Origin of the sequence: Paenibacillus terricola, assembly GCF_014779765.1 — a bacterium.
Lineage (GTDB): Bacteria > Bacillota > Bacilli > Paenibacillales > Paenibacillaceae > Paenibacillus_T > Paenibacillus_T terricola.
Map to the genome: position 1 here is coordinate 430,400 of NZ_JACXZA010000006.1, position 20,748 is coordinate 451,147.

Annotated in this window: 11 protein-coding genes; all 11 read right to left on the reverse strand. The window is 49.4% G+C overall.

The window, feature by feature from the left end; translation table 11 throughout:
• Positions 1-105: 105 nt before the first annotated feature.
• Entirely contained in the window at positions 106-1,170 is a 1,065-nt protein-coding gene (locus H8B09_RS23670) for an S-layer homology domain-containing protein (RefSeq protein WP_191206043.1), read from the reverse strand.
• 122 nt (positions 1,171-1,292) lie between these two features.
• Positions 1,293-8,258, reverse strand: a complete 6,966-nt coding sequence (locus tag H8B09_RS31095) for a rhamnogalacturonan lyase family protein (RefSeq protein WP_191206044.1) — start codon at positions 8,256-8,258, stop codon at positions 1,293-1,295.
• Positions 8,259-8,356: 98 nt separating this feature from the next.
• A complete protein-coding gene (locus H8B09_RS23680) occupies positions 8,357-9,421 on the reverse strand; it encodes a glycoside hydrolase family 88/105 protein (RefSeq protein ID WP_191206045.1) in 1,065 nt (354 codons plus the stop codon).
• 306 nt (positions 9,422-9,727) lie between these two features.
• Entirely contained in the window at positions 9,728-10,846 is a 1,119-nt protein-coding gene (locus tag H8B09_RS23685; RefSeq protein WP_191206046.1) for a hypothetical protein, read from the reverse strand.
• Positions 10,847-11,034: 188 nt separating this feature from the next.
• On the reverse strand, positions 11,035-12,720 hold the full coding sequence (locus H8B09_RS23690; protein ID WP_191206047.1) for a type 2 periplasmic-binding domain-containing protein: 1,686 nt from the start codon (positions 12,718-12,720) through the stop codon (positions 11,035-11,037).
• Positions 12,721-12,832: 112 nt separating this feature from the next.
• Positions 12,833-14,284, reverse strand: a complete 1,452-nt coding sequence (locus tag H8B09_RS23695; protein WP_191206048.1) for a response regulator transcription factor — start codon at positions 14,282-14,284, stop codon at positions 12,833-12,835.
• 13 nt (positions 14,285-14,297) lie between these two features.
• The gene (locus tag H8B09_RS23700) at positions 14,298-16,034 is read right to left on the reverse strand and encodes a cache domain-containing sensor histidine kinase (RefSeq protein ID WP_191206049.1); all 1,737 of its coding nucleotides are present in this window, start codon (positions 16,032-16,034) and stop codon (positions 14,298-14,300) included.
• A gap of 178 nt (positions 16,035-16,212) precedes the next feature.
• Positions 16,213-16,491, reverse strand: coding sequence for a hypothetical protein (locus H8B09_RS23705; RefSeq protein ID WP_191206050.1), 279 nt, complete (start codon positions 16,489-16,491; stop codon positions 16,213-16,215).
• A gap of 8 nt (positions 16,492-16,499) precedes the next feature.
• Positions 16,500-17,987: an alpha-N-arabinofuranosidase gene (locus H8B09_RS23710; protein ID WP_191206051.1), complete on the reverse strand. Its 1,488-nt coding sequence runs from the start codon at positions 17,985-17,987 to the stop codon at positions 16,500-16,502.
• A gap of 155 nt (positions 17,988-18,142) precedes the next feature.
• The gene (locus H8B09_RS23715) at positions 18,143-19,801 is read right to left on the reverse strand and encodes an extracellular solute-binding protein (protein ID WP_191206052.1); all 1,659 of its coding nucleotides are present in this window, start codon (positions 19,799-19,801) and stop codon (positions 18,143-18,145) included.
• Between the two features lie 47 nt (positions 19,802-19,848).
• Entirely contained in the window at positions 19,849-20,748 is a 900-nt protein-coding gene (locus tag H8B09_RS23720) for a carbohydrate ABC transporter permease (RefSeq protein WP_191206053.1), read from the reverse strand.

The following is a 20,748-nucleotide window of genomic DNA, read 5'->3' on the forward strand; positions in this document are numbered from 1 at the left end:
TTGGCTCTGGATGAATACCGAACGCGAAGACAAATCACCTCCTTTCATAACATCCCCTCCTAATTCAGGTGTCGTCGCTCATGCATCTGCTGTCGTATTCGGACGTTACTGTACTGCTGCAAGATAATCCAAGCCCGCAGCGATGACGGTTACGGCTTCGGCACGGCTTGCATTGCCTTTCGGCAGGAATTGGTTGCCGCTGCTGCCCTTGATGATCCCCGCTTCCACTGCCACCGCAATGGAAGGGCGTGCCCATGCCGGAATGCTGTCAGAATCCGCGAAGGTTGGCTTTCCGCTGGCATCTTGCGGGAGTTCGAGAACGCGTACAATAATAACCGCCATCTCGGTCCGCGTAATGAGCTGATTCGGCCGGAACGTATGATCCGAATAGCCCGTTATAATACCAGCTGCGGATGCTTCGGCAATTGCCGTTCGCGCCCAGCCTGGCAGTTGAGCCGCATCAGCGAATTCAGGCGTTACACCGACTGTTATTGCTTTCAATTCGAATGCACGAGTGATCATCGCCGTGAATTCAGCGCGAGTTATCTTATTATCAGGACGGAAGGTTCCATCCGCATAGCCATTCACGATACCCATCGTTGCTGCACGTACAATCGCATTGTTCGCCCAATGACCATTGAGGTCCGTGAACCTGATCGGCATTGCTTCTTCAACTGCTTGAATTGGGATGATGGTCGATACATTCACTGCCGCCTCCGTTGATTTCAAGTCGCTATTGACCAGTTTGACGTTGTCCAGTGTAACGACCGCAAGCTCGGCAGTCTTGTCCAATGCTGTAAACGTGAATATCGCGAGCTCAACGGTTCCGCTCTCGCCAGCGGATTTGCCAATCTTCGTATGCGCGTATAAGAGCTTGTCGCCTGACGCGTCTTTGGGAGGAACCGAGAAGCCAGCTATTGCACTTGCTGACTTTTCATATCTCAGGAGCTTATCGTCGAAGCTCATCTGAAGTTCGAACCCATACACATCCGTAAGGTTGGAGCCGATTACACTCACATTCACCTGCTGCCCTTCAGTCGTTGTCTGTGGGCTTATCGTCAAGGCAAAAGACGGTTCCTTCGCTGCCATCGCCATGAAGGGAACCATGGTGAACTGCATCAGGAGCACAATCACGATTACTGTCAATTTGACGCTTATGCCTTTGACCATATGTAACATGTCCCCCTTTCTCTTTGCCGATCGGATACAAGACTCGGTCTAAATGAAACAAAGCAGCCACTAGTGACATGACTGCTTTGCTTCTGTTGTTTGATCCTAGTTCGGTGCGCGCATTAATTCTTAACGGTGACGGTTATAGTTGAGGTAGCCGTCTCTCCGGCGTCATTGATTAGTTTTGCTTGGTACGTATAAGTACCCGGAGCTTTACCGCTAATGATGGATACCGCGGATTGAGCACCTGGCGTGCTGGCCACCAGCGATTGCGTGTCGACTAGAGTGCCATTCTCGTAAAGCTCGTATCGGGCAGCATTCGTGCCCCACCATAAATTCATCGTCACCTTGTAGTTGCCGTCTTTATCCCAGTTATCGTGGGATAGTGACGCCTTCGCCGGTAATGCATCCGTTACCGTTACAGTATAAGGATCGCATTGGGTTGTGCCGAACGAATTCGTTAATTCACAAGTGTACACATAAGTACCGTTCTTCTTGCCGCTCAGATCGGTTTTCACAGACTGCGCATTAGGAGATGCGTCTGCCAGTTTCACAGAACTTACGAGTACACCATTCTCATAAAGCTTAAATTGGTTACCGTTATTGCCCCACCACAGGTTCATGGTAACGGAATAATCCCCATCTTTAAGCCCGCTATCGTGACCATTGTTATCCGAAAGAACAGGTTTGCCTGGTTTCCCCTCTGCCAATGGCTGCGCATGATCACCCACAATGATGATTTTCGGAGCCGGAGGCTCTTCCATACCCGTTCCGAGGTAGAAACTCGTATGCGGCGGTTGGTTGTATCCAACATTCTGCCAAGCGATGCCCAGTCGATAGATCGGGTCGTGCATCAACGTACGAAGACGCGTATCGGTCAGATCAGTCGTCGTATAGATTCGCAGCTCGGTGCTGTCGATGCTGCGCCAGATCGCTTCCTCGCGCCAGTCGCCGAACAAGTCTGCCTGCAGGCTCGGATTACCCTTCGTTCCGTTATTGGACTGGGTTCCTGCTGCCGTCAACAGATTGAACGTTGTTTGCGTTGCAGGATCCCATTTATCAATCGTGCCGGTTCCATCACTAGTTACATGGTTGAGCAGTTCGCGGCTCAGGTCGCCGTCCCACCAGATCGCGAAGTTCGTGGAAGACGGAGCCTTGGTCGAAATAAGCTCGCCCTTGACGCTATACAGACCCTGAATTGGTTCAGCACCATTATTCACGATTGCTGCACCCCATGCTTCTTCACCGAGATAATTCGGATCAATGTCAGCCGTTAATCCTCGTCCAACATCAAAATCGGTCTTAATGCCCCACAGAATCTCTCCTGTCAACGGGTCACGCATCTCTGCACGATATTCAACTGGATGTTCGTGGATATCGAACAATTCAAGCCCCGGACGTGTCGGATCGAGATCGCCCAGATGCATGGCGTCACCATGCTCCAGACGCGTGTTGTAGAGTGGTTGTCCATCGTCGTCGATCCCCATCGCGCCGAACGTGATCTCGTCCTTGCCATCGCCGTCTACATCTCCGATGGAAATGTTATGATTGCCTTGGCCTTCGTATTCCGAACCAGCTTCGTTCGTATCGAACACCCAACGTTTAACGAGCTGTCCGTCTTTGTAGTCATATGCAGCAATAACCGATCTCGTATAATAGCCGCGGCTGAAAATCAGACTCGGATGCTCGCCGTCCAGATAAGCCACGGCTGCCAGGAAGCGGTCGACCCGGTTGCCGTATCCATCTCCCCAATCCTGTACATTGCCGCGCTCAGGAATATAGTCTGTCGTCGTAAGCGCTTTACCCGTTAAACCATCGAATATGGTCAAATATTCCGGCCCATCCAGAATGAAGCCGGCTGTGTTCCGATAGTCCGCATTCGGATCGCCAATTACAGCGCCGGTACCATCCACTGTTCCATCTGCTGTCTTGAAGGCTACCTCTGATTTGCCGTCTCCGTCAAAGTCATATACCAGGAACTGCGTATAGTGAGCGCCATTCCGGATGTTCTTGCCAAGATTGATGCGCCACAGCAGTGTGCCGTCCAGCTTATAAGCATCGAGGTATACGATACCCGTATAGCCGAATTGCGAATTATCAGCACCGCGTCCATCCCATTTCACAATCAATTCGTAGGTGCCGTCTCCATCGAGATCGCCTACGCTGGTATCATTAGCATAGTAAGTATAAGACTCGCCGGTAGGGATAACGTCATCTGCTGGCTTCTGCAGAGGAACGGACAAGTAATTCTTATTCCATACGCTGGCTTCTTTCGAAGCTATTTTCTCGCTTCCATTAGCTGCAACGGTTTTCAATACGTACACAGAGGTCTCCGTGCCGTCCTCGTCCAGCAGATTAGTCGCTCCCGTTACCGGTTGTGCATTGACTTTCACGCCATCACGATAGAGATTGAAGGCAATATCGGAAGGATCTGTACCTAGCATCTTCCATCCAACATATATGCCATCGTCCGTTTTAACCGCAACGAGCGCACGATCAAGGAACTCCGCTTGACGGTACAACGTCGTTACAACAGGCGTCACCAGCACATCGGATAGCTCCGATATCCCGCCAGCGTTCAGCGCTGCAACTTTGTAGTAATAAGGAGCCGATGTCAGTACCGTCGTGTCCGTGAAAGAAGTTTCCAAACTTCTGCCTACCCGTTCATAGGCTCCAGTTGCATTCTTCGCACGGTAGATATAGTAGACATTAGCTTCAGCGCTTGCGTCCCATGTGAATGTCAAGTCATTCTTGTTTACGGCTCCGATTTGCAAATCAACGGGAACCGAAGGGATCGAAACCGACTCATCCTTCAGATTGACGCTCAGGGGAGCAGTTGGCGATGATTCCACGCCTGCAGCATCAACAGCCGTCACCCGATAGTCATACTCTAATCCGGCATCTACCGTATGGTCGACATAAGCGCTCGTCACCGTGCTTCCTACCAGCACGAACTTGCTCTCATTGTCGGTCTTGCGGTAAACATTGTATTTGAGCTTGATTGTCTCCATGGAAGGTGTCCATGAAAGCGATACATACGGATTGATTGGATCGTTATTCTGCGCATCCTTCTGCAGAGCTGTCGGCGATAACAGGATTTGAGTAATCTCGATGCCGTTAACCACTCCAGCGAAGTCGAACGTCATTTGCCCGTCTGAAACAAGGACGTTCTCAATCAAGCGGTCGGCAACAGCATTCTTTGCCCTGCCCATAAAGCCATAGCCTTTGCCTTCTATGATGATGTCGACGCCTTGTGTGCCTGCGAGGTCGCCTGAATAAAGCTTCACCGCATATACACCATTCGGCAGATCGACATTGAATTGACCAGCGAGACTGATCCAATCGCGCGTCATGTCTCGCAGCGGCTCCGCCGATGGGTTAGCCGCTGGCCCGCGATCGCGAGACCACGCACTGGTTCCTGCAGCAAGTCCATAACCGACTTGCGGATCATAAATTGTATTAACGTTCACCGCATTATAGCCTGCTTGTACAGGAGTACCGACATCGCCGAAGTCGAATTTCAACGCCTTCTTCGTACGGAAAGCTGCTGTCTCCGACGGATCGGACTCCCCTTTGAAGTTGAAAGCTGTCACGTTGACATCGTAAGCGGTATCTTCCGTCAGCCCTTGAAGGGGATACGTGGTTGCCGATGCCGTTCCGACATATGCATACTGCTCCTCAGCAGCGAGCTTGTAATAGATGTTGTACGTTTCTGCGTTCTGCACAGCATCCCATTTTACGACAACCGTCTTATTACTCACTTTGCCTACATTAACGCCTGTAGGGCGTGTTGGCGGCGCGAAAGGAACACTTGCAGCGACATTCGAGCTTTGTGAGAATCCCGCGTAATTTAATGTTTTTACGATATAGTAGTACACGTTAGACGTGTCAGCCGTACTATCCATATACATCGTCTCCGCTGTACGGCCAACCTCGCTATACGTTCCGTTCGCGGAATCCGCCCGGAAAATCGCGTATAGAACGCCATCGCCTACGCGTGTCCATTTCAATCCGATGTTCGTCTTCGTTATGCCTGTAATAGCGAGTCCCGTTGGCGCCGCGGGCGGCTCGGTCGGAAGCTGCACTTCGACTGTCACAGACGTACTCGGATCGGATTCAATCTCCCTACTCGTTACGACTGTCACTCGGTATTCATAATTCGTGGAGATCTCAACCGTCCCGTCCGTGGAGGACGTTCCTGTCACTTGCTGTAGGAAACTGAAGTCATCTTGGCCTGCAACCGATCGATATACGTTATACTTGGCTGCGCCTTTCACTGCTTCCCACTGCAGCAGTACCGATGCCGAGTCTCCTGCAGGCGACACGATGACCTTGTTTACGACAAGGCCGGTCGGCGCTAATGGTCCCGCATGAAGCTTTACGTCCTCAGCGGATATGGCTTTAATCTCATCGGCCTCCAAAGCGCGATCATAGACGCGCAGGTTCGATACCGAGCCTTCGAACATCGGATCATCGTATGGCGAACGACCGATCGTATTCCGGCTTTGATTCGTCAACTGCGCGATCGACATGCCGCTATCCTGCGTGGAAGCGACCTTCACACCGTCAACATAATACGAGATCGTCTTCGTATCCGCATCAATGACGGACGTAATGCTGTACCACAGACCGCCCGTCAACCTCGCCGCGGACTGCGCATTCTTCTCGCTGCCGCCGTACTTGATCGTCGTTCGAGGAGCCAACGTGTTCATGAACCAATACGTGTCGGTGCCGGTATTGCCGATATTCCACACGAAATGGTTTTTATTGACGATTGCTGCGCTCGGCTTTACTTCAATGCTGATCGTCGCCGAGGTCTTGCCGCTCAGTATATTGTCAGGCAGTGAAACCCACGTGCCTGTTCCGGCATTAGAGTTCCCGGTGCCGGAGAATACGAGAGCCTGATCCTCCCACTTGGCCGTCGTCTCGTTCTGCACGACTGCCGCACCGACTGCCCCCGTTCCTGCAGCCTTGTTCGCTACCGTCTTGCCATCGGCTGGAGCTTGCGTGAACGAATAATCGGCAATCAGCCCGTATTGCGGAATCGGATTAGATGATAGCGGCTGAATGGTGACGGTTACATTTTTGGACAAGCTTTGGCCCCTAATAGTCATCGTAGCGGTAAGCGTTCCAATCAACGGCTCGCTGCCTGCTGCCGGCTGAACGACAGAAGCGCTAATACCATCTGCGGCAATGATTACCGCAGGCGTGTTGGACGTCCACTTGACGGTGCCATTATAGCTCGGAAGATTTAACTTCGAGTATCCGATCTCGATATCCGCAATGCTCGCAACGGTATTTTGCATCAACTGCTGGAAGTAACCCGCATGCTGAGCTGCATCTATGTCGGAAATCGCTTTGACTTCCCCTGCGTTCAATGCACGGTCGTAGACGTGGAAGGTCGATACCGAACCTTCAAACATCGGATCATTAAAAGGCGCACGGCCGATCGTACTCCGCGTTTGATCTGCGACTTGCGCGAGTGACAGGTTCGTCTCCGTTGTTTCGCCAACCTTCACTCCGTCCACGTAGAAGGAGATCGTCTTCGCATCCGCGTCAATGACGGACGTGAGGCTGTACCAGCGATCAGCAGTAAGCTTGTTAGAAGATTGAGCCGTTTTCTCCGTATTGTAGTACTTAATCGACGAACGAGGTGCCAGCGTATTTGCGAACCAATAGGTTGCCGTTCCTGCATTGCCAATGTTCCAGAGGAAATGGTTCTTCGTCAGGATAGCTGCGCTTGGCTTCACTTCAATACTGATCGTAGCCGAGTTCTTGCCGCTTAGGATATTGTTCGGCAGTGAGACCCACGTACCTGTTCCGGTATTAGAGGTTCCCGCTCCATTAAATACAAGAGATTGATCCTCCCACTTGGCCGTCAGCTCGTTCTGCACGACTGCCGCACCGACTGCGCCTTCCCCTACAGCGTTGTTCACGACCGTCTTCCCATCCGCTGGCGCTTTCGTGAACAAATAATCCGCAATTAGACCGCTTGTCGGAATCGGATTCGACGTTAATGACTGAATGGTGACGGTTACATTCTTAGACACGCTTTGACCGCGAAGGGTCATCGTAGCGATAAGCGTTCCAACTAACGGCTCGCTGCCAGCAGCCGGCTGCACGACGGTCGCGCTAATGCCATCCGCGGCAATGGTTACAGCAGGCGTGTTGGACGTCCACGTTACTGTGCCATTATAGCTTGGAAGATTTAACTTTGAGGAGTTAACCTCAATGTCTGCAACGCTCGCAATAGCAGCTTGCGCCAACTGTTGGAAGTACGGCGCATGCTGACCTGCATCCACATCGGAAATCGCCTTGACTTCCCCTCCGTTCAATGCACGATCATAAACGCGGAAGGTCGATACCGAACCTTCGAACATCGGATCGTTGAATGGCGCGCGGCCAATCGTATTCCGCGTTTGATCTGCGACTTGCGCGAGTGACAGGTTCGTCTCCGTTGTTTCGCCAACCTTCACTCCGTCCACGTAGAAGGAGATCGTCTTCGCATCCGCGTCAATGACGGACGTGAGGCTGTACCAGCGATCGGCAACAAGCTTGTTAGGAGATTGAGCTGTTTTCTCCGTATTGTAGTACTTAATCGAAGAACGAGGAACCAGCGTATTCGCGAACCAATAGGTTGCCGTTCCTGCATTGCCGATGCTCCACAGAAAATGGTTTTTCGTAATGATGGCTGCGCTTGGCTTCACTTCAATGCTGATCGTAGCCGAGGTTTTGCCGCTTAGTATGTTGTTAGGCAATGACACCCATGTGCCTGTCCCTGTATTCGAGGTTCCTACCCCATTGAATACAAGCGATTGATCCTCCCACTTGGCCGTCAGCTCGTTCTGTACGACTGCTGCACCAACCGCGCCTTCCCCCGTAACATTGTTAACTACCGTCTTCCCATCCGTCGGCGCTTCTGCGAACGAATAATCCGCAATCAGACCGCTCGTTGGAATCGTTGGGGCATCCGCTGCTCGCGCGATATTGCCTGTACCCGCTGAGAAACTGCCTGCAACCACAGCAATGGATAATAAGACGGACAATACTTTCTTGCTCCAATAATTTCTGCTTCTTCGTTCTGTCACCACATGGACCTCCTAGTTAATAGTTGTTCAACTGGATGCAAACTCTAGCTGCAAATCCAAAAACCGCATCCCCTCCTTTCTTGATATCGCTTCTAAAATTACGGCTTGGCGGGAACGGCTTGCCGCTGCTGCATGTATTGTGTCATCTCGAGAACCGCTGTTAGATAGGCGAGCGCCAAGCCCTGTCCCCAGCCTTGCGCCCATTTGCGGTCAATGCCGAGATAACCTGCAATATCTTTCATGACAGCCGTCCCTCCTGAGACATTCTTAACACGCCCGTTGGCAGCTATGTTCTCTAGTACGCCGCTCAGTGCTTGCTGCACATATTTGGCATGCAGCGGATTGCCTTGCATAACCATGGCAGCTGCTATGCCTGCCGTTGCGGATACCTCGCCGTATGCTTCGGAATAATCGAGCACCGTTCCCCAAAGGCCATCGTCTTGCTGCAGCTTCTTGATTGCGGCAAGCTGGTCGCGCAGCGAGCTCCATATATGCATCATTGGCGGATACAGATAGCCCTCGGGCACAACTCTTGCTGCGCGCGACATCGTATAAGCGGCCCAAGCATTGGCGCGTGCCCAGTAAATCCCTGACATATGGTCACCATGAATATGGTTATAGCCGTGGTACCAGAGTCCGGTATCCTCATCTTGCAGATAGTGAATGTGGCGTTCGAATTGATGAAGCGCATCTTCGATGAGCGGCTTTCGCTCCAGTAACACGCCTACGCGCATCAAGAAGTAAGCGGCCATGAACAGTGTGTCAGCCCAACATTGTTCAGGAAAATCGTTGCTAGCCGATACGGTATGCTGAAGCACGCGGTCACCAAAACGGAGTGCGTGATGCTCCAAATAATCGACCTTGCTTAGGATGAGATCCAAGTACTTCTGTTCGTTCGTATGCTGATACAGTGTAATCAGCATATGCCCCATCGCGCATGCATTCACCGTCCATACAGAAGGAAGTCCTGCCTCGAAATAATCATCTGCCCAAGCAATCATTCTCTCGAGATATGCTTGTTCGCCTGTTACCTCGAAAGCGCGGCTTACGCCATAGAAGGCAACGCCGCCTGGCCAATCCCAAGTTAAATCCATGCCGAACGTATAATCCACTACTTGATCGATGACTTGCTTTAATTCGGTAACTGAAGCTTGAATATGCATGTATGTTCGTCCTCCATATCGTAAGCCTCTGCGAATGGCAAAGGCTCATGCGTTTGATATTGCAGTCATTCATGTCGCCGGCAGCAAAATGAAGCGGTTTCATTTTATTAAGTGCAGTTGGGACTTTCGCATCGCCAACTCCTCGTTTATCGCAACTGGGGATGTGCCCATCATATCGGCCCATCCCTGGCCGGTAAACGACGTGTATTGATTATTTGCAGCGGATTTTGACAATATCCCTCATAAAGAGCTTGTACTGTGCAAAATTGATCAATTGTCGCGTCTAGAATCAAATAAGGGCGTTCATTAACAAAACTTCGCTGCCGAATGGCTCTTCATCCGCAAGACCGTCACCGAGCGACTCGGAAACATGTATTCAAATGTACTTCCCTGCGAATCAAATTCGGTGTAAGCCGGTACGATACGTTCCGGTTCTTCGCAAATGTTCTCCTCGCGGAGCCCATGCCACGATAGTTGGGCGGCCTCAATATGAAGTAGAGTAAGCTCGAGATCCTCCAAACGAACGGCAGCAGCAGCCTCTTTACCCTGAACATTCACAACCTTGAGAATGATATCGCCTGTCACTTCTTCTATGCTGGAGGAATAATAGAGTGATTCTATGACGGCAGTGCGATACTCTGTCTCCGCAACAAGGATGCCATTGATATAGGCTCGGATTGTTCTGCCATGAACAACGAGAACTAGATGATAATCAACATTCGTCTCAACCGTGAACAGGCTCTGGATAAGGACGGAGCTTCTTCCTTCCACAAAGGCACTGATCAATGAATCCTGATTCTTCCGTCCGCCAATCTCCCATATAATCTGATTCTGGTCATCGCGCCGACCGAAGTGAATGAATACGCCTTTGCTGCCTTCTATCCTTCTTGCTATAAGGGATAGCGTGTAATGCTCACTCGCGATTGCTTTAAGCTCCAGCATGCGGCGCGATTTACCATTAGCACGCGTTTGCTCCGTATCGAACAGAACGGTGTGCTCGGCGCCAAGTGCTTGAATTTCGCCTGTTGCGTGATCGATTAGATGAATCCGAGAAAATTCCGCGGCTCCTTGATCCGTTGCAATCGCGATCATCCCTTCGATCGATCTCATCTCCTGTTTAAACGGCTTCTCGAAGCCTTGAGCAATAACCTGAAGCTCATAATCACCTTGATGTTGCAAAAACAGCTTCCGAGCATGTTTCTTAGCTAAGTCGAAATCCTGATGACCGTCTTCACACTCGACCTTCTCCCAAGCGGTCAACGTATGAACATGCAGTGGATCGATCGGATCAAATGCGCAGGATCGATTGCCTTCAGACTCTGAGTCAGCCGCATGATTCAAGTCTTCGAAGAACATGCCTAACAAATCTCCCGGTGAGTCTTCGCGTTTTGTTGTCCGAATGGTCAATGTTCCTTTAACCGTCATTTATGTCCCACTCCTTCACCTGGCACGAAGTTTGTGATTATTTTCACAATATTATTCCTGTTGAAGCATCTATCCGTCCAAATCAGCTGATACAATTGTTCTCATTATAGGATTCTTCTTACTATCGCGCTTAAATAGCATAGCCAAAGCACAATCCTTGACCGTACCTTGGCCGGCATGACGGAATCTTACGAGTTGACTCCCCTTACATCGATGCTGAGTTTATCCATCTGCTCTTGTACCTTCTCATTGATCTTGGCATCAATCGCCTTAATTCCAAGGTTTCTTAGTTTAACGATCATCTCATCGTAAAGTGAGGAGAAGGCTTGATCGCTCTTAGCCATTACGATTTTGGTAATTTGAGATTCCTTATATCGATTGATCTGCTCCTGATCCTCCGACAACTTGCTGCCCGATTGGATGTAATCGGCAGGCAGCCGGAACGGAGCATTCTCATAAGTGACGGTGTGTTTTGACTTGCCGAAAGCAGACTGAACGGCCAACACAACCAGCCCATCCGCACCTGTCATCTCCATCGGAGCTTGAAAGACGGAATCATGCCAGGAGACATTAGCGAAAGGCCAGAAAGCGCTAACCCCCGATGCAGCAAACCCAGCTTGCGCCTGTTTGCCTTCTTCCGTTAGAACAACCAGATCATGTTCATTCTTCGTGTAGTGCTTGCCCTCAAAGCCGAAATTATGGAGCATCATCCCTTCTGGACTGCTCATGTAGCTCAACCACTTGGCAAGCTTCTCTGGATGTTGAGTTGTCTTCGATATATAGGTCTGCATCCAGCCGGGAGGAGCTTCCTTCGATATGCCCATAACCGGCGATGCCCCCTCATTTGAAAGAATGGGCCCTGGCGAGACCCAGAAATCCATATCTTTGAGCCCCGTGTTGGCTGTATTGCCAATAAAGCTGAATACACGGCCAGTCATTAATTCTGACTTGACAGCGGTTGTTTCCATCGTGAACTGACCCACTCCAAAATAACCTTCATGCGCCGATCGGTATAGGAAATGAAGCGCATGCCTGGTTTCAGGCGCAAGCAATCGATCTCGGTATACACCGTTCTTGTCAACAGGCATGACGCCGAACATATCTTGCAGCGTCACCAGCGTTGTTTCCTGGTAGGTTTTCCCGTCTACCTGAAGCGGAATAACAGGTGCGCCATCAACCGTGAGATTTCGATCTTTTATTTGCTGATAGGCTTGCAAGAGCCCGTCTTCCGTGCTTATTTCCTCCAGCTTGAGCCCCAATTTGTCGAGAATGCTCTGATTGATCATGATGCCGAAATTTCTGCGGTACAATAGACTGTCGCTATAATACTGACTGGATGGCGGATACAAATTTCTCATATCATTCGTGGAGATGTGGCTCGGAAGCGCATACCAGCCTCCGTCTCTCTCCGATATGACCTGCTTCAAATCCTCCGGGAAATCCTGCAGCAAATGAGAGTCAGGGTCGTATGCCTGGAGAAATTGTTCCATCCCCCACACCTTGCCTGCCTGGATCAACTTCTTTGCCAATACCTCATTCGTAATGGTCATCACATCGGGCATTTCCTCATTAGACACGAGCATCAAGCTCAGCTTTGTTGCGCCATCTTGCGTAGGGATATTGAAATCGAATGTAAGCCCCGTTTTCTCTGTAATCGCGCCTTCAACCGTTTGAGGATCCGTACTCCAAGGAGAAGGGGGCGTCCAACTACTTACATCCGAGAACCAAACGACTTGATCCGCATTGTTAGAAACCGGCTTGTCCGACTCGTTATCAACAAGAGCTCGTTCTTGATTCCCATTCTTATCGAAGCAGCCCGTTATCGTTACAATCATCACCACAGCTGCCAATAAGGAGACGAATACTTTCCTCATATTAAGTCCCCCCAAGACTGATCTTACTTGAGTGTGTGTTTATTATAGATAGAGCGACAAAAATTTCATATGGTTGAGATTTTATATTTTGGTGATTTATTTTACCAGACCCCTATAGCCTCCGATACTTGCTTGGGGTCAATCCAACATGCTTCTTGAACAGCTTGTTGAAATGAAAATAATCTTTATATCCAACTGACTGCACGACCTCTTGTACGGATAACGTCGGATTGACAAGCAGTTCTTTTGCACGTTGAATTCTTTTGGCCGTAATATATTCGGAATATCCCTTCCCTGTCTGTTTCTTAATAAGCGAGCTTAAATATCCGATGCTCATAGAGAAATGTTTGGCCACGTCACCTAGAACAATATCCTCTGTATATCTGGCATCTATGAATCGCATGATTTCCTTCACTCGTTCGTTATTTACGATCCATTCCGTTTCATGCTGCGTCCCGAACACCTCTTCAAGCCAGCCGAACAACTGATGATAGCTGCCGTATTGTCGAGCGACCTGATCGTAGGTCATAAATTCGACATCTCGCATTGTACTTATCAAGCTATAGTATTTATGGAGCAAAGACACAATCTGGTTGTACATTCCAGTAACTTGATCTACAAGCAGATTCTGTTGTATACAACGATTTCCGATAGATGCCAACAGTTCCTTGACATGAGATGTCCTTTGTTCTTTGATCGCAAGCTCCAGCAGAAGAAGATCGGCGGATAGCTCAGGCGTTGTTATGCGGTCTTTATAAGTTATTATAGTTAGTGCGGGGTTGCATATAGAGCTAAAGAGCGCGATATCTGCTTCCCTATAAAGCTTCGATAACAAGGCAGACTTAGAAACCGCCGTACTGCCCCCGACATGAACGGCATCAGCAAAGTGATTGACTATCCAATTGTTCATGGCATTGGGTGAGTGACTATCATCGTAATTGCATAACAGTGTGGTTTGATTATGTCCTGTTCGAAAGGAAAGATATTCAATCCCTTCCTTGGTAATCGGCTGATCGCTATGCGATACGGTGGCATACGGGAATTGACAGCTCACTATACAATATTGGGGACGCTGAAACCGATAGCCTTTGCTCGTTAGAAAATGGTCAATTGTCACGGGGCTATCATAATCCAGCAGATCAAACAAGTCGTTAAGAAAGCCATCTGGCTCTCGATTCATCTGCTGTTCGTCATCCAACTTTTCTTTCAGCCGCGACATCGTTTCAACAAGCGCACGTTTATCGACTTGTTTCAACAAATAATCGAACGCGCCTAATTTCAACGCTTGCTGCGCATAGTGAAATTCCGAATAACCGCTCACTAGAACGACAGTCGCATTCAGCTTGCGCCTCCTTATCTCCTCGAGCAGCTCAATGCCATCAAGTCCGGGCATACGAATATCCGAAATGACAACCTCGGGGTTCTCTTGCGTAATCAACTCGATCGCCGTTAAACCATCATGCGCCTCACCGACCACCTCAAAGCCGTGTTCCTCCCAATTAATGAGCTTAGATAGGCCATAGGCTACCCATGGTTCGTCATCGACAATTAATACCCGATACATAACCTTCACCCTCTCAGAACGTTTCGTTCAGATGATCCGGGAACGTAACCGTAATTGTCGTTCCCTCATTCCGTTCACTTGCTATGGTCAATTCAGCCGCAGCGCCATAGAACAGCTTAATTCGACGATAAATATTAAGCATGCCGATGCCCTTGTCGTTGTCATCTCCCTGTATCTGTTGTGAATTGTACTGAAGCAATCGCGTTGTTATTTCATGCAGCCTTCCTCCGTCCATCCCTTTGCCGTTATCTTGTATGGCAACGCGTATCTGCTGGCCTTCCAGCCGATGAACCTCGACTCTTACGGTTCCGGCTCCAACCTTTCGCTCAAGCCCATGATATACGGCATTCTCTACAAGCGGCTGCAGCAGCATTTTCAACATCTGCATGTCCTTCAACCGTTCATCCACAACGAACTGAAATTGGAATCTTCCTCGGAATCGGAAATCTATAATGCGGGCATATTCTTGCACGTGCGCGATTTCATCCTTGACCGTCACGAAGTTATTGGTCTTAACGGCATACCGGAACATATTGGACAGTGATTCAGAGATGCTCACAATATCCTGTACGTCATGGTAATAAGCGACGGCACGAATGCTCTCAAGCGTATTGTATAGAAAATGGGGGTTAATCTGGTTTCGATACGCGGAAACCTCCATCTGTTTCTTCGTCAGCTCAATTTCATACATCCGCTTCTGAGCAGACTGAACTTCATCGCTTAATAAATTGATATCGTCCAGCATTTTGTTCAAGTTTGTACCGAGTACGCCGATCTCATTGTGAAGAACAACGTTAAATCGGTTGTCCCCCCCTTGCTTAGGATAGGTTTTGACAAAATCCAGCAGCGCTTTAATCGGCTTCAGAATACGATTAGAGAAGAGCAATAAAAACAGCTGCAATAACACGAACATAACGGCATAAGTCGAAATATTGAATTGTTTAATTGTATCTAGATCCTCCAACAACTCCCCTTTCGGAATAATCGTCACCAGTTTCCAATTGGAATAAGGGAGTATGAACGACTGTACGATATAATTGGAGTTATTCTGCCACTGATCAATGTTTAAAACTTCGTTGGTCGTTAAATTTCCTTCGCTTACAATCGTTCTGTTCTCTGCATCCAGAAGACTAACCTGGGTATTGTCCGTTATTTGGGCCCCTTCTAGAATGGGATAGAAGTTCTTCACATCCATATACAGACGCCCAATGCCTTTCAATTCAGTCGCTACTCCATAACTATCGATGCCGAATACCGGCATAGTAATGGCATAGAAGTTCTCCGAAGGGCGTGCCTCCAGATTCAATCTTCCGGTATAGGTTAATTTATTGACCTGACCTGCTTCGGCCAGATCGTCTCCCTCCCCATATCTAGCAAGCTGTTTGCCCTGTATATCATACAACTGAATACCTCTGATGCTTGTTTTCATGGAATTCGTATTATCGAACATTAGAAGAATTTCTTGGTGATTGAGAATTCGTGTCGATTCATCTCTCGTGTTCAAATACGACTGAACCGTCGGACTATAGAATAAGAAGTTCGAGATGCCTTGTATATCTTCGTTGAAGCTGCTCATCTTCTCGACGACCTGCAGCGAGATTTTCTCTGCCGAATCCTTCACCTTCTGCTCAATAATTCGCTTTGCAATGCGATCTTGTATCGTGAACGCAATCAGAAGGATGATCAGCATCATAAGAATCAGTAATAGAATTTGCCTAGTCAGACTGAGATTTCGAATTTTACTGAACAAAGGGCAGCCTTCCTTTCACGCTGACTTTCTTCTACCGTTATATCAGATGCCCTGCTTGCTGAATACTGTCTCGAAACGAAAAGACTAAAAGCCACCGATAATTCGGCAGCTTTTTCAATGGCATATTGGCCCAAACATCTGGACACCTGTACGGATATCCAACTATCAGCCTATAATCTTATGATTCCCACAAACCTCCGCCCGGGAGCGGACATCGCCGCTGCCTCAGCTTGGCAACGACAGGCACAATACAGCCGCAAGCTTGGCAGGTCACGCTGCCTGCCAGCTTGGAGCAGCCGTTGCATGCTGCCAGTCGCTGCATGTAAACCTCATCGGTCACGACCAATTCCGGTGAGGAGAACATGGGACTAGCCAACAATCGTTTAATCTGCTCATCGGATACTTTGTATTCCTCGCGACAGCCCTTGCATTCCGAGACATTTGTCAGTCGATTCATCCGAGGGGCTATGCAAGCTCGATCGTAGTAACCGACATCGCTGGCAGCGAAACTGTCAGCACGCCGTCCTTGATCGAGCATTCGGAGAACGGCTGCGGCTTCACCTGGTCGGGCCGATCGAACGTATTGTGCACATCAATGGCATCGCCTGTAATCGTAACGCCAGATGCCTTCAACGACGTATCCGCCAAACCACGAAGATCAATCGACACTTCCGCTGACGCCAAGTGATTCAAGTGGCAGAGGCTGATGTGAATCTTGCCCTCGCTGTCCTTCGACGCCGTCGACGTTACCGCCGGGATCTCTTCTTTGCCTTCGAAGCTGTAGCTTCCGCCTTCCAACGACAGTTGAAGCAACTCCGCATCTTGGTGCACCTTGTACATATCGAATACATGATACGTCGGCGTCAAGACCATCTGCTCGCCATCGGTTAGAATAACAGCCTGCAATACGTTGATCGTCTGCGCGATGTTCGCCATTCGTACGCGGTCGCGGTGCTTGTGGAAAATGTTAAAGTTAACGCCCGCGACAAGCGCATCCCGCAGCGAGTTCTGCTGATAAAGGAAGCCTGGAACCGTGCCCGGCTCCACGTCGTACCAAGTGCCCCACTCGTCGACGATCAAGCCGATTCGTTTTGTTGGATCGTATTTATCCATAATGGCGGTATGACGCGTGATTAGCTCGTCCATCCTCAGCGTCTTGCGCAGCGTCTCGAACCATTCCGCCTCCGAGAAGCCTGTTGCTGCACCCTTCTCGCCCCACTGGCCTGGTATTGTATAGTAATGAAGCGTAATGGAATCCATGAAACGATGGGCTTCACGCATGGCGACTTCCATCCAGTTGTAATCGTCTACGTTCGGACCGCATGCGATTCGATGAATTCGATTCCCGTCATAGTTGCGGACATACGTCTGGTACTGACGATATAGATCGGCATAATATTCCGGACGCATCTGGCCGCCGCAGCCCCAGTTCTCGTTGCCGACGCCGAAATAAGTAACCTTCCAAGCATCCTTCCGACCATTTTCCGCACGAAGCGCCGCCATCGGCGACTCCCCTTGGAATGTCAGATACTCTACCCACTCGGACATCTCGCGGACGGTGCCGCTGCCTACATTGCCATTAATATACGGCTCGCACTCGAGCTGGCGGCAGAGCTCCATGAACTCGTGCGTGCCAAAATGGTTGTTCTCGACCACGCCGCCCCAATGCGTATTGATCATTCGTTTGCGCGATTCCTTCGGACCGATGCCGTCCATCCAATGGTACTCGTCAGCGAAGCAGCCGCCGGGCCAGCGGAGAACCGGAATCTTGATCTGCTTTAGCGCGTTCACGACATCGTTGCGAATTCCGTTCGTGTTCGGAATCGGAGAATCCTCTCCCACCCAGATTCCTTCATAGATGCATCTTCCGAGATGCTCGGAGAAATGGCCATAAATGTTGCGGTTAATCGTGCCTAGACCAATATCGGCGTTCAAAATCCCTCTTAGTGACATGCTATTACACATCCTCTTTGCTCTTCGTCTGAATAGTATAATGAAATTAAAAGCGTTTTCATATGTCTCGTTTTTTTGATTTTGGTGTTTTCTTTCATGGCATGAAGAAGAGAGCTCCCCTTTGTTTCAAGGAGCTCTCTTTCACGAATGTTTAACTAGCTGATGAATTGACCTGCATCATAGGCCTTCGACTTCTCGTCGAGAATCTCTTGATATCCAGCTTTCAGATATTGTTCCTTCGCAGCTGCATACAGCTTGTCGAATTGATCTTCCGGTCCCATTACGATCTTCAGATAGAGCTCCTGGAACAGGTTGTTCAGATCCGCCTTGTACTCGTTCACTGCAGCGATCGGAGTGATAAACATAGGATCATGTGTCGTGCCTCTCTTTGCCTTAGCTTCTGCAGCTGCGGCGAGCATATCATCAACGATCTGCTCATAACCCGGCGGCGTCCAGAACTTCTTCAGCGCCTTAAGCGTTTGTTCTTCCGAGCCGTACGACGGCGCTTCGGTTACAAGGCACCAGTAGTCTTTGTTGTTGTTCTTCGAAAGAGCGGATTCGCCGGTAAATGCATCATTCTTCACAGGAATGCCGTCTGCGTCCAGCGTGTAGTTCTCGCCTTCTACCCCATTCTGCAGGAAGAACAGAACGTCTGGCTGACTCATCCACTCGAGGTACATCCAGATCGCGATACGCGCTTCGTCCGATGTTGCAGAGTTAATGCCCATAATCATGCCGAACGGATATGGCGAGTTAATCGGAAGATCTTTACCGCCTGGAATGCCCGCAACTGCAGGGAGATAAGCGAATTCAGCTTCCGGATTATTCTTCTTCGTAGCTTCGAATAGATCCATGTTGCTTGCCATATAATCGCCAAAAGTACCCGTTCTGCCCGCTACGAATTCAGCCTTCTGAGAAACGCCGTCTTTGCGCAGATAGAACTCTGGGTCAATCAGACCGTTATGATACTGATAGCTAAGGTTCTTCAGCCATCTTTCCGTAGCCTTCGTCGTAAATTCGCCGACAGCGATATCCGAATAGATTACATTTTCTTTAGGATCGACCGGATAATCGCGGAATGCGCCAGCGTAGTTATATATGTTTGCCGTTAATCCTGCGCCGGCCGTTCCAAGTCCTGCTTCCTTCCATTTCACGAGCATTTCGTTGAATTTCTCGAGGGAAGTCAGATCTTCCACTTTCATGCCGACCTTCTCAACCCAGTCCTTGCGAATGATGCCAGCGAAGTTGCCGTAGTCCGGACGGGAAGCAAAGACGAACGTATTCTTACCGTCGAGAACGCCGTATTGCTCATTGATTGCCTTCAGATTATTCCAGTAAGTTGGCGCATAGTTCGCCACCTCTTCGTAATTAAGCGGTTGCATAACATTCTGGCTATAGTATGCCATTGCTTGCGGCATGTCGTAATGGTAGATGATATCAGGTGCATTGCCTGCAGCGAGAAGCTGCTGGTAATCCGTCACTTCTCCGCCGCGCGAGATCGGAACGAAGTCTACTTTCACGTTGTACTTCCCGCCGAATTCCTTCTGAATCCAGCGCGTATAGTAGTTATCGCTGACATTCCAGCCTTCGAATGCGCGTTCATAGACCGGAATTTTAATCGTAACCGCTTTCTCGAAGCCCTTCGAATAATCAGCGAATTTGCTATCCGGTGTTGTCTCCTGATTGTCAGTAGTCGTGGTCGTTTGTGCTGGCTCTGGATTATCTGTTTTCTTTTCATTGCTGTCTTTGGAACAAGCAGCAAGCAGACCGATCAAGAGTACGAGTACCATGCTTACCTTAGCCGTTTTCTTCATGATAAATGTAGATCCTCCCTTTTTTATAACGCTGCCATTCATAACTGCTACTCTTTTACTGCGCCAAGCATCACCCCCTGCACGAAGTACTTTTGAATGAAGGGGTACACGACAAGAATCGGCAGCGTTGCGAATACGACGCAGGCTGCTTTGAGTACTTCCGGATTGGTCAAAGACACAGTCGTAATCTCCAATTGGAAGCTTTCACTCGCTTGCACGACCAGATAGTACAGCTTTAATTGCAGCGGCCGCAGTTCAACATTCTGTTTGATATAGAACAGCGCATCCCCGTAGGCGTTCCATCGGCCTACCGCGTAGAACAGAGCCAGCGTTGCAAGCGTTGGTTTAGTCAATGGAAGAACGATGCTGTACAGAATGCGGTAAGCTCCAGCCCCATCGATTCGAGCCGATTCCTCCAAGCTTTCCGGAACGCTTGACGCGATTGCGCTCTTGAAGATGAGAAGATTGAAGGCACTGAAAGCGCCTGGCAGAATCAACGACCAAATCGTATCAAGCATGTGCAAGTTGTGAATGAGCAAATAATCCGGGATCATGCCTCCGCCGAAGTACAGCGTGACCATGAAGATGAAGGTAATCAACGTGCGTCCCTTCAAATCCTTGCGCGATAATGGATACGCAGCGCAAATGGTTACGATCATGCCAAGCAACGTGAATAGCACGGTAATGACGATGGAGACGTAAAGCGATCTGATGATGCTTGAGTCGGCAAAGATTTTGCCGTAAGCCTCGAAGTTAAATCCTTTCGGAATAAGGAATACCTTATTGGCAACTACATAGGCGTTATCGCTAAGCGACTTGGCAATGATATGGACGAAAGGAAACAAGCATAATAATGATGTTACAAGCAATACGATTCGAATCAGCACATCCCATATATCGAACCGCCAACGACGGGGTACGACATAGCTGCTTACGGATGGTTTCAT